Annotated in this window: 7 protein-coding genes; 3 read left to right on the top strand and 4 right to left on the bottom strand. The window is 57.8% G+C overall.

The features are described from left to right. Nucleotides 1-5: 5 nt before the first annotated feature. The 4 genes from bcsB to bamA form a co-directional block, all read right to left on the bottom strand. A complete protein-coding gene (gene bcsB / locus ACIPLA_RS02385) occupies nt 6-2309 on the bottom strand; it encodes a cellulose biosynthesis cyclic di-GMP-binding regulatory protein BcsB (RefSeq protein ID WP_401171114.1) in 2304 nt (767 codons plus the stop codon). Continuing rightward, a complete protein-coding gene (bcsA, locus tag ACIPLA_RS02380) occupies nt 2306-4537 on the bottom strand; it encodes a UDP-forming cellulose synthase catalytic subunit (protein ID WP_401171111.1) in 2232 nt (743 codons plus the stop codon). The genes bcsB and bcsA overlap by 4 nt, the downstream gene beginning before the upstream one ends. Continuing rightward, on the bottom strand, nt 4534-5664 hold the full coding sequence (gene bcsQ / locus ACIPLA_RS02375; RefSeq protein ID WP_401171108.1) for a cellulose biosynthesis protein BcsQ: 1131 nt from the start codon (nt 5662-5664) through the stop codon (nt 4534-4536). The genes bcsA and bcsQ overlap by 4 nt, the downstream gene beginning before the upstream one ends. A 746-nt stretch (nt 5665-6410) precedes the next feature. Next, complete coding sequence (bamA, locus tag ACIPLA_RS02370) at nt 6411-8777, bottom strand: outer membrane protein assembly factor BamA (RefSeq protein WP_401171105.1); 2367 nt, start codon at nt 8775-8777, stop codon at nt 6411-6413. A 222-nt stretch (nt 8778-8999) separates the two neighbouring features. Between bamA and ACIPLA_RS02365 the strand changes: the two genes are divergently transcribed. The 3 genes from ACIPLA_RS02365 (at nt 9000) to ACIPLA_RS02355 (ending at nt 11499) form a co-directional block, all read left to right on the top strand. Continuing rightward, on the top strand, nt 9000-9683 hold the full coding sequence (locus ACIPLA_RS02365) for a response regulator (RefSeq protein WP_401171103.1): 684 nt from the start codon (nt 9000-9002) through the stop codon (nt 9681-9683). Further along, entirely contained in the window at nt 9680-10942 is a 1263-nt protein-coding gene (locus tag ACIPLA_RS02360) for an ATP-binding protein (RefSeq protein WP_401171100.1), read from the top strand. The genes ACIPLA_RS02365 and ACIPLA_RS02360 overlap by 4 nt, the downstream gene beginning before the upstream one ends. Before the next feature lie 107 nt (nt 10943-11049). Further along, nucleotides 11050-11499 carry a hypothetical protein gene (locus ACIPLA_RS02355; protein ID WP_401171098.1) on the top strand — a complete coding sequence of 150 codons (450 nt, stop codon included), beginning with the start codon at nt 11050-11052 and terminating at the stop codon, nt 11497-11499. The last annotated feature ends 8 nt before the right edge of the window (nt 11500-11507 follow it).

Below are 11507 nucleotides of genomic sequence, written 5' to 3'. Positions count from 1 at the left end.
GCGGCTCACTGACCAAGACGACGTTTGGCCCGTAAGCGCAAGGCCAGGTAGGCCATCGAAGCAAGCAACAGGATCCCGAGGAGGGTGAACAGCATGAGCGCCACTACGTTTTGCGAGAGGTACCACTGCAGATAACGCAATGGGCCCAGGCTCCCGACGTAGTAATCCTGCTCGGCGACCAGCGATTCGACATGCTTGCCCCTGACCACCACCAGACTGCCTTGCAACTCGCGGGCGTTTTCTTCGCTGCTGAGCAGGGCGTTGGTCACGTCGGCCAAGCCGTTGGGCCTTGCGCTGGCGATAAACACCACACTGCGCCCACTCTTGAGCGGCGATTCGAATCCGGTCAAATAAGCACTGCCGTCGTCAGCGGTAAACCTGAAGCTGCTGCGCGCTTCACGCAGATTGGTTTTCGTATCCGGGCTGATCCAGTTGCGCACACGCAAGGGCAGGTCAGACAGTTCAAAGTACTGCGCAGCCTCTTCGCCCTTGGCCGGCAGAAGGCTTTGCCATTGCGCAAGCAGCGGCTGATTGTTGCCCGAGGCGAGTACCAGCAAATCCCGGTCGCTTTGCTCGGCCACCTGGTCGGCGTGGACCACCTTCACGCCGGTGGCCGGATAACCGGTGGAGTCGCCGAAGCGGCCCAGCAGGGTCAGATAGGCGCTCAGATCGGCCGGGCCTGGCTCGTTGGGCAGGATTACCGAGGTTTCAGAAAGGTCGGCCATGCGAGTGAACGGGAAGCCACTGTCCTTGAACACCCCGAGGTTGGGCATGGCCATGAAATGTTCGTATTGGCTGAGGTCCAGGGTCGAGTCCGGGTCGATCACACCGCGCATGTTGTCGATGATGATGTCGCGGCATTCGCCCTGTTTGATGTAGTCATACATGAAGCGAAATTGCAGGCGTGATTGCAGCGCTACGGAATTGAGCGGCAACAGCATGCGTGACGTACGGGCCAGACTGTCATCGGTTTTGAGCATCGCCAGCAGGCTGTCGCTGTTGCCGAGTTTCTCTATCGAGGGCAGATCGATCGACTTGATGAAGGTGTCGTTGAAGTTGACCAGCAACGAGGAATTGGTGGAGACCGGTTGCGGCGTATAGCGGTATTTCAGGTCAAGTTGCGCACCGGGCTCACGCCAGTTGAACAGGTCGGGCGGCAAGCGCAGCGCAACCGTCATTTGTCCCGGGTTATAACCCGACACATTGAGCTCTGCGGGCTTGGCCAGTTCACCCAGGCGAACCGGGCGATCGGAGGGCAGCCAGTTAGGCGCGTCATACGGTCGGCGTGGCTTGAGCGAGTCGATCCGGTCGATCACTACGCTCTGCCCGGAAAAGGCCGAGCCACCGAGGGCCAGCGCTGTCGCGGCGACCTTGAGATCGGCGCCATCGCGCCCGGAGACAATCAGCAGTTTGCCCTGAGCATCATTCGGGTTGCTCACGAGTGTCAATGTCGGCCCCGTGGCCTCTTTGATCGGTAAGCCACTCAAGGCCGTTGATTCGCTGCCGCTGACAAACACCACGGCGTTGCCGTTGGCCGGCAGGCTGGTGAGGCTGGCGGGGAAGGTGGCGCCGCGGTAGCTGGCCAGGGCGCCAAACCAGGACGACAGGATACCGGCGGCCTCAAGCTCAGGGCCGCCCGGGCGCGCGGCGAACACGAAGGGCAACTTCAGGGGCGAGGCGTCTCGACGATCGAACAAGGGCAGCGGCAGGGCGGCCAGGTCGTTGGGCTGTTTAATCGAGGACACCTGGAGGCTCAGCTGACTCTCGTTGCCGATCCTGGCCCACAGGCTGGAGTGCAAAGGGTCTTCACATTGCATTGTGTAGTGACCGATGAACTGCAGGCTGAGCCGGTTGAATTCGGTGATGGTCTGCGGCGGAATCTGCACGGTCCGGGTCTGCAACTTACCGGCCTCTTCCCTGGGCAGGGGCAGGCTGGCGGCCACTTGATCGTTGACCAGCACATTGATCTGCGAAAGGTCGGCCAGCAGCGCCGGTGAGTAGCTGTACTGCAGCGTGACCTGCGCCGCCGTGACGACCTCATCGGCGCGCACATCGAAGTTCACACTGTCGGTAGCCTCCACGCCTTTAAGGGTCATCGAATAGCTTTTGCCCAGCTCCTTGAGGGTGCGGGTATAGCTGTTGCTCGGGGCATCGGTCCCGGGCAACGCTGTAACCGGCATCATCGCCGGCTCTGTGGCGTTGATTTGGGCGGTAGCACTCAATGCCCAGCCGCTCCAGCCCACTAGCGAGCAGGTGATCAGCATGAGTGAGCGACGAGGAAGAAAGGTCCGGCGAGTGGAAGGCTTCAAGATCGTTGCGTGTCCGCGGTGGAGTCGATAGGTGATGGAGTGTCCGGGCGTTTGCGTAGCAGCGCCTGGCTGTCCTTTAGGGTTGCAATGAACAGGCGCAGGATGGCGCGCAAGCCAATGCTGCTGACCTCGCGCAACGCCGACATGGGCGCGTCGAGGCGGCCGTTACCCCACGTATTGGCCCAGGTGTCGGCCCGTGAAAAGGTCAGTCGCACCAGCTCACTTTGCTGGCGCAGGGTCAAAGCCTCGAATTGCACGCCCGCCACGTTGTCGTTGCTGAAGACCGTTTTTGCGGGAAAGAGGCTTGAGGGCGGTGTGCGCAGAATGCACAGCCGCAGCTTCTCATTGACGCTGAGCAGAACCTGCGGTGGCAGTGCCAGACCCACGCCGTTTTGTGAGAAGTCCCGGGTTACGCAATCGAACCAGGTGCCGTCTTCGCGATAGATGCGCACGGGCAGATCCGCGGGCACTCTGGGTTCGTTGCGTACCTGAGAGGATTCAGTGGCTACCGCCACGGCGGTGCTGACGATGACGATGTTGTACACGGTCCAGGCCAGGTTGATCAGCAGGGTAGTGGCCTCGGCCGAATCACTTCCGATCAGTTTCACCACGCCGATCGCCAGACCGATCATGTTCAAGGTCAGCAGGACGATGTAAGGCCGCGCGAGCTTCCAGTTGAAATAGTCCTTATCGAGGGTGCCGCCCTTGTCGGTCACGTTGAATTTGCCCAGCGAAGGGCTGATCAGGGCCAACAGCACCGGTCGCATGATGTACCAGGCCAATACCGACTCATACACTTCGTTCCAGAAGGAATGGCGGAAGCGCCCCTGGATGCTGGAGTTGGTCAGGCTGGAATGGAAAATATGCGGCAGTACATAGACCGTGACCATCAATGCCGAGGCATGGAAAATCTGCGCGTCGAAAAGCAGGTAGGCCAAGGGTGCGGTCAAGAACACCAGGCGGGGCAGGCTGTAGAAAAAGTGCATCATGGCGTTGAGGTAGCAGATGCGCTGCCCCAGGTTCAGTCCTTTGCCAAACAACGGATTGTCGGTCCGAAAAATCTGCGCCATGCCCCGCGCCCAGCGTATGCGTTGGCTGATGTGTCGGGAAAGGCTTTCGGTGGCCAGTCCCGCCGCTTGTGGAACGGCGAGGTAAGCGGTATTGAAACCACGGCGATTGAGCTTGAGTGCCGTGTGCGCATCCTCGGTCACGGTTTCGGTGGCGATGCCGCCGACTTCCAGCAAATGAGTCCGCCGGATGACCGCGCAGGAGCCACAGAAGAAGGCCGCGTTCCACAGGTCGTTGCCGTCCTGCACCAGGCCGTAAAACAGCTCACCTTCGTTGGGTACCGAGCGAAAGGTATCGAGGTTTTTTTCGAACGGATCGGGTGAATAGAAAAAGTGCGGCGTTTGCAGTAACGCCAGGTTCGGGTCCTTTAAAAACCAGCCCATGGTGATCTGCAGGAAGGAGCGGGTGGGCACATGGTCGGCGTCGAATATGGCAATGAACTCGCCATCGGTGACTTTGAGTGCCTCATTGAGGTTGCCGGCCTTGGCATGTTGATTGTTGTCGCGGGTGATGTAGTTGACACCAATCTGCTGACAGAAAACCTTGAATTCCTCGCGGCGTCCGTCATCAAGCATGTGCACCCGCAGTTTGCCCTCGGGCCAGTCAATGGCTTGAGCGGCGAGCACCACCAGTTTGACGATACCCAATGATTCGTTATAGGTGGGAATGAAGACGTCTACCGTCGGCCATTCCGCGGGCGGCTGTTGCAGAAACTGCGGTTTGCGGTGCAGCGGCCAGGCGGTCTGTACATAGCCGAAGACCAAGACGAGCAAGGCATACAGTTCGGCCAGCACCAGCCCGTAGCCAAATACGGCATCCTGCCAGTTGTCGAAGTTCAGGGTGTCGGACAGGCGCCAGTACATGTAACGCAACGAAGCGATCAGCGAGAGAGTGATCAGGGTCAGGATCGCCAGACGCCCGGCTTGCTTGCGGATGACCAGGCTGGCGGCAAAACAGACGGCGGCAAACGCTGCCTGGGAATACAGATTCAGCGGCGCAGTGAGGATGCCCAGCACCAACAATGCCGCGATCAGCCCGGCTGAGATCTTCAGGCTTTGGCGCCAACGCACGGGCCATCGACTGACGCGATCCTGGAAAGTATCCAGTAGCCCCTGCAACCGCCACGTCTTTGGAGGTAGCTGATTCAGCTGGGCGGTCATGGCGTGCCCTGCTGGTTGGTAGCATCCGCGAAAAGCAGGGCATGGACCGCGCCTGACAGCGAAAGAATGTCCTGACAGCCAATGCTCAAAGGCGCGTACTGGAGGAGGTCCCGACCATAGGCCAGCGACTCGTTGAACTGGTGATCGAGACGAATCGTCCCGATCAGGTCAGCGCCGAGCCGCCGCACAAACAGCACACCCATGTCCCTGCTGAACGAACGCGAGTCATCCCGTTGGTTGAGCACATACCGGTGCCGTTGCGCGCGTCGTCGGGTGGTTTCCAGCCACTGGGTCATGGTGTCCAGCGCCAGGTAGGAGGCCGCGTCGGCCACCGTCATCACCAGCACCAGATCGGCGGCGTCGAGCGCCTGTTGCGAATAGACGGTCGCACCCGAAGGCGTGTCCAGGATCACGGTATCGTTTTCGCTGAGGTCCATTGACGCAAGGTGCTGATTCAACCAGTCAGAATCTTCAAGCATCAACTGCCTGAGCAAGCGCCGATCGTTCATCTCGCCAGTGCCGAAGGGCAGGCACTCACTGTCGCTAAAGCCCGGCAGGCGATGAGCGCCCCAGTTTGCGCCTTGCTCTTTGAGCTGGATCAGCCCGGGAACCTGCCTGGTGATACCCAAGTGGCTGGACAGCGCGTTCTGAGGGTCCAGATCAATCGCGATGGTGCGCCCGCCAGGGCGCCGAAGTGTTTTTGCCAGGCCTGCGGCCACGGTGCTTTTACCCACCCCGCCATTCGCCGAAACGATAGCAATGACCTTCGCCTTGGTCCGCTTGCGAGTCGTTTCTGGCAGACCGTCTCGACGAACCTGATTGAGTTCACGCAACAGGTCGCTCAATCGCTGACGGTCACCCGTAGCAGAACTCGCAGGTGGCTCGGTCAGGGGATGGGATTTGGGCGTGCCAATTAATAAAGAAGGCTGTGGCTTGTCCAGTAAAAACACAGGGGGCGTTGGCGTTGATGTTGGGGGAGGCAAGGCTACCGACGGTTCTGGCTCAGCCAGTACAGGTGTAATCGGGTCGTCTTTGAAATCTTTATAGTTCGGTTGTATTTCCTGGTAACTCTGCGCATTGGCGCCAAAACGTGTAAAGAGTTTCGTAATATCGTCAACATATTTCATGCGTTGTACCAGGAATGAAATAACTCAGAAACTCAGCATTCCATTAACTTAACAAAGTTATGTGTCGTCTTGGCGTTGGCAGAGTGCCATTAATCTAGGGTGCCTGTGTCTGGGTGTCAATGATTGTTATAAAAAGTCAGCGAGGCTTGTTAGTGTTAATTTGAGTGTTATTAAGATGTTATGTTATTCGTGGAAAGTGTGGAGTGTTAAAGTGCGTCTGATAATGACGGTTCGGTGGCTGTGTGATGTGGTGATGGGTAATGGGCGTGTTTATCGGAATAAATAATTTACGAGGCGATGGGTGTGAGTGTTGATCGCCTTCGATGATTGATGCTGGGTTATATATTAAGTAAGTTGACTGGTGTGTTTGAAGGAATAGTGACGGTTCAAAAAAAGTATTTATTTCGGATAAGGCGACGGAAGTCGCGGATGTCAGACGGCGTAATGTTGCAAAGAAACTTTCCGTCTGGCTGCAGCTGAAAATCAGCACGCCTTATCAAGTGCCCCATGTGTTACTGGATCAAGTGCACGCAGCGCGAGAGCTTAAGCTGCGCTTCGAGGCGTAAACGGCCTTGTTGGAGGTGCTGGTGGAGGCACACCCCACGCTCCAATTTTTCGTTCAAATAAATGGTGACTTCACATTTGAAGTGGAGGACCAGCGTCGCACCTACGCAAAATGGAACCCCGACAGCCATACCTCAACTGCATGCGTTGAGATGCATCCACCCACGCCTGCATTGCTCAGCTCAAAACGTCTGTCCCAAGGAAAACTGAAACACCTGTGTATCAGCATTTTCGGGTGTGCGCACCGGGAATGCCACGTTAGCGCTCAATGGCCCCAACGGGCTATACCAAGTAACCCCAACCCCTACCGAACTGGCCATCTGGTCGAGGTCGACCCCGTCGCACCCCTGGGTGGTACTAAGGTGGCATTTGTTGGAGTAGACGCTGCCAACGTCCCAGAACACCGAAGTGCGCACGGATTTGTTGTCTTTGATGAAGGGCATCGGAAACAGGTATTCAACGCCGCCGGTGATGAGGATGTTGCCGCCCAGCGATTCGGTGTCCCGGTCCGAATAATACGCCTGCCCGGCGCTGGCATAGGTGCCAGTGGCCGGAGTGTTGCGTGGGCCGAGGGTGCCGCTTTCGAAGCCGCGCACCGAACCTTCGCCTCCGGCGGTGTAGTTTTCATAGAACGGCAGGCCGTCTGTCGAGCCGTAGCTGTTGCCGTAGCCGAGCTTGGTATGGAACCGCAGCGAGGTGGCGTCGGTGACCGAGAAGAAGGCTTGCCCGGTGTAGTCGAGCTTGTAGAAATTCAGGTCGCTGCCGGGCACTGTCATCATCAGGTTCAGGTTTTGCGAATGGCCGCGGGTGGCCAGTACGCTGCGGTTCAGGGTCGACTCCGACCAACCGAGGTTAGCCTTGAGGTTGTTGAATTCTTTGCCTTCACGTTCGATGAAGTCATAGATCTCATCGGCGCTGTAGGTGCCTGGTTCGATGCTGTCATGTTGCACTGTCACGCCGAAGCTCAGCCGTGAGGTTTCATTGATCGGGTAGCCGACTGTTGTTCCGGCGCCATAGCTATTGATGGAATAGTACGAATAATCGTCATCGTAATATTCGTTGTAGTCAGTGGCGTTGTAGAACAGGTTGTAGCCTAGGCTCACGCCGTCCGGCGTGAAGTAGGGGTCGGTGAAGCCGATGTTGTACTTGCTTTGGTAAGACGAGCGAGTCAGGCCCAGGCTGGCATAGTTGCCGGTGCCGAGAAAGTTGTTTTGGGTGATTGAACCACCGAGGATCAGACCGGAGCTCTGGGAGAAACCGACGCTGGCGGTGATTGAGCCGGACGCCTGCTCTTCAACGCTGTAGTTCACGTCTACCTGGTCATCCAAACCCGCTACCGCTGGGGTTTCGACGTTGACTTCCTTGAAGAAGCCCAGACGCTCCAGACGTGTCTTGGATTGATCGATCAGGTAAGTCGAAGCCCAGCCACCTTCCATCTGACGCATCTCACGGCGCAGTACTTTGTCGTCGGTCTTGGTGTTGCCCCGGAAGTTGATGCGGTTCACGTAGGCACGCTTGCCCGGATCGACAGCGAACGTGATGTCGACGGTGTGGTCGTCATTGTGCGGGGTCGGCACGCCGTTGACGTTGGCGAAGGTATAGCCTTCGTTACCCAGACGACGGGTGATCAGTTCGGACGTGGTGGTCATCAGCTTGCGCGAGAACACCTGGCCTTTCTGAATCAGCAGCAGGGACTTGACCTGGTCTTCAGGCACTTTCAGGTCGCCGCTGAGCTTGACGTCACGAACGGTGTACTTCTCGCCTTCGTTGATGTTGACGGTGATATAGACGTGTTTCTTGTCCGGGGTGATGGACACCTGGGTCGAAGCGATATCCATATTGATATAGCCGCGATCCAGATAGTAGGAGCGCAGACGCTCCAGGTCACCGGAGAGTTTTTCACGGGCGTACTTGTCATCGTTCTTGAAGAACGACAACCAGTTGCTGGTCTTGAGGGTGAATTGATCGGTCAATTGCTCTTCGGTGAAGACGGTATTGCCCACCACGTTGATGTGCTGGATGGCCGCAACGGTGCCTTCGTCTATCTTGATTTTCAGGCCCACGCGGTTGCGCGGTTGCGCGATCACCTCGGCATCAACTGACGCCGAATAGCGGCCCTGAGCGACGTATTGACGCTGCAGCTCGTTACGCACACCTTCGAGGGTGGCGCGCTGGAAGATCTCGCCTTCGGCCAGACCGGATTGCTTGAGGCCCTTCATCAGGTCTTCAGTGGAGATCGCCTTGTTGCCTTCGATCTCGATACTGGCGACCGAAGGACGCTCGACCACCGTGATGACCAGGACGTTACCATCGTGCCCCAGTTGGATATCCTGAAAGAAACCGGTCTTGAACAGCGCGCGGGTGGACTCCACCAAGCGGCGCTCATCCGCGTCATCACCGACGTTCAGCGGCAAAGCACCGAACACACTCCCTGCGGAAACCCGCTGAAGGCCGTTGATGCGAATATCGGAAATTTTGAAGCCTTGAGCATGCACAAGTGTGGCATTGAGTAGCAGTGCAGCCGAGCAGAGCAGGCGCGAAAAATTCATCAAGATCTTATCCAGAACACATCGACAAGCAGCGTAGGCGGGCGCGGATATCTCGCAGCAAGACGAGTCCGCGGAGCGAGCAGGCTGGTGGAGGTGAAGCATAAAAGCTCGGTGCGTTTGGTGCGGTTAACCAAGTGTCAAGTTAGGTAAAGGTTGGCCCGGGACGATGACGGTGTTCAGTGCAAGGGCGATAATGCACGGACACACACTCAAGAGCTCCCCATGATCTCCGTATTGCTAGTCGACGATGACCAGGAACTGACTGGAATGCTCAGCCAATACCTGGAGCGTGAAGGCTTTGAGGTGACCGCGGTGCACACGGGCGAGGAGGGTGAGGTCCAAGCGCTGTCTGGCCGCTACAGCATCGTGGTGCTGGACGTGATGCTGCCGCGGCTGTCGGGTATCGAGGTGCTCAGGCGCATTCGGGCTGCAAGCCAGGTGCCGGTAGTGTTGCTCACCGCCCGAGGCGACAACATAGACAAGATCACCGGCCTGGAACTGGGCGCCGATGATTATGTGCCCAAGCCCAGTTCTCCGGGGGAATTGGTGGCACGTTTACGGGCAATCATGCGCAGGGTGCAGCCGGTGGATCAGCCAACCACCGAAGTGATCAGGACTGGCCCTCTGGTCTTGTGGCCCGGCAAGCGCCAGGCCCTCTGGCAGGGGCGCGAGCTGGGGGTGACCAGTACCGAGTTCAGCTTGCTCGAAGAGCTGGCCCGTTGTGCCGGGCAGGTGGTGAGCAAGCAGGATCTGTCGCTCAATGCCTTGGGGTGTCCCTTGACTCGCTACGACCGGCGTATCGACGTGCATATCAGCAGCATTCGCCAGAAGCTGGGGCCGCGGCCCGACACCAAAGCCTGGATTCAGAGCGTGCGTGGCCTCGGTTACCTGTTGATCGCCGAATGATGAAGCCCAGCCGGCTGTTCTGGAAGCTGTTCCTGGCGTTTTGGCTGGCCACTAGCCTGACGTTTTTGGTCGGGTTAGGCCTTCTGGTGCTGGGCAGTTCCAGACCCGGAGATCCTCATCTGGAAACGATCCTGGCCAGCGAAGAACAGCTGCTGCGACAGTTTGGTGTCGAGCCGGGTCGTCAGCTACTGACAGTGTGGGATCATCCCGATGACCAGGCCATTGGCGTGTATAACAGTGCCGGCCAACTGCTGGCGGGGGCGCCGGTTCCGCAACCAGCCTATGAGCAGTCAATCATCAGCAAGGAGGGTGTTGCGCTGTCGCTCAGGTCTACACATTCCCCTGGTAAAAAAGGTGACAGAGGGCCTAGTCACTGGACTCCGTTGATCATCGGCACGGTGATGAGTGCGCTGTTCAGCGGGTATCTGGCGTACTACCTGGCATGGCCGTTGGCCTATCTTCGGCGGGCAATGAGCGACGTGGCCCAGGGGCGCTTCGAAACACGGGTCAAGCCGATGATGGGTGGGCGTCGCGATGAAATCGTCGATCTGGCCGAGGACTGCGACCGAATGGCCAATCAGCTGAAACTGCTGGTGGAGGCTCAGCAACATCTGTTGCACGACATCTCTCACGAACTGCGTTCACCGTTGACACGCATGCAAGCGGCTATCGGGCTGCTGCAGCAAGATCCTGCACGCCTGGAAATGGTGGAGCGCATCGAGCGCGAATCGGTGCGTATGGATACGCTGATCGAGGCGTTGTTGACCCTGGCGCGTATGCAGGGTCGGCCCGAGAGTATCGAGCGCGAGCCAATTGATATCGTCGAGATGCTGTCGGTGATCGTCGAGGACGCTCAATTCGAGGCGCAAATGAAAGGTTGCCGGGTAAGCCTGCAAGCGTGTCCGGCCTTTGTCAGTCGTGTCAGCGGCGAACTGCTGTATCGGTGTTTCGAGAACGTCATTCGAAACGCGGTGCGCTATACCAAGCCGAACACGGCTGTTGTTGTAGTGGCTCAGATCAATCTCGACGCAGACTACCTGACGGTGCAGATTACCGATCGGGGGCCGGGTGTTGAAAGCGAGCGATTGCAGGACATTTTCCACCCGTTCGAGCGCGGCCTGAACGAGGCCAGTGCCGGTTTCGGGCTGGGCCTGGCGATCGCTTCAAGGGCTGTAGAAATACACGGCGGCACGATCATGGCGCGCAATGAGTCGTCCAGTGGGTTAACCGTGGAAATCAGCTTGCCCCATAGGGCGTGATCTTTACACGATATTACATTGGCTTGACGGCTCTGTACGCCCCGCCTCAGTAGACTTCCCGCTCAAACTTACTCAGCGTTTGCTGATGTTTTAGAGTGGAGGTGGTCATGTTTCTGGTTCATAAAAAAGGTTTCGTTCCCGGTAAGAAAATGGTCGACGGACTTGTGCCCTATGACTTCTTTTGCGAAGACAATCCGGCCATTAATCTGTTTGTATTCACTGGCTCCACCGCCCAAGGCAAAGCGGTCGAGGAACAGACACTCTGGGGGTTTACCCGTCTGGAGCGCTTTGAGGCACTGACCGGCACCCTCGTGTCGAACAAGAAGAATGAAGGCTGGTTTCAAACGGTCAATGTACTCACTGGCCCTGCCCAGAACGGTACTCAGGGCGTGAAGTTTCAGCGGGTGCTGAAAATCATCAAGCATTGCGGTGCATCGGGCCGTGTCGCCAGCAAGGTCGACTACGAGATCCAGACAGATGAAGGCGACACCTACTTCACTCACCGCCTTGCTACATCCAACAGTGCGCAAACCATCATCTATGCGGCGGATCAATAATGGCAATC

The organism is Pseudomonas sp. NPDC086112 (assembly GCF_044746425.1).
In the GTDB taxonomy this organism is placed as follows: Bacteria; Pseudomonadota; Gammaproteobacteria; order Pseudomonadales; family Pseudomonadaceae; genus Aquipseudomonas.
This window is presented reverse-complemented; position numbering and strand designations above follow the sequence as displayed.

Coding starts and splice junctions, on each gene's coding strand:
- bamA (WP_401171105.1), bottom strand. CDS start 8,777: ATGAATTTTTCGCGCCTGCTCTGCTCGGCTGCACTGCTACTCAATGCC.
- ACIPLA_RS02360 (WP_401171100.1), top strand. CDS start 9,680: ATGATGAAGCCCAGCCGGCTGTTCTGGAAGCTGTTCCTGGCGTTTTGG.
- ACIPLA_RS02365 (WP_401171103.1), top strand. CDS start 9,000: ATGATCTCCGTATTGCTAGTCGACGATGACCAGGAACTGACTGGAATG.
- bcsQ (WP_401171108.1), bottom strand. CDS start 5,664: ATGAAATATGTTGACGATATTACGAAACTCTTTACACGTTTTGGCGCC.
- ACIPLA_RS02355 (WP_401171098.1), top strand. CDS start 11,050: ATGTTTCTGGTTCATAAAAAAGGTTTCGTTCCCGGTAAGAAAATGGTC.
- bcsA (WP_401171111.1), bottom strand. CDS start 4,537: ATGACCGCCCAGCTGAATCAGCTACCTCCAAAGACGTGGCGGTTGCAG.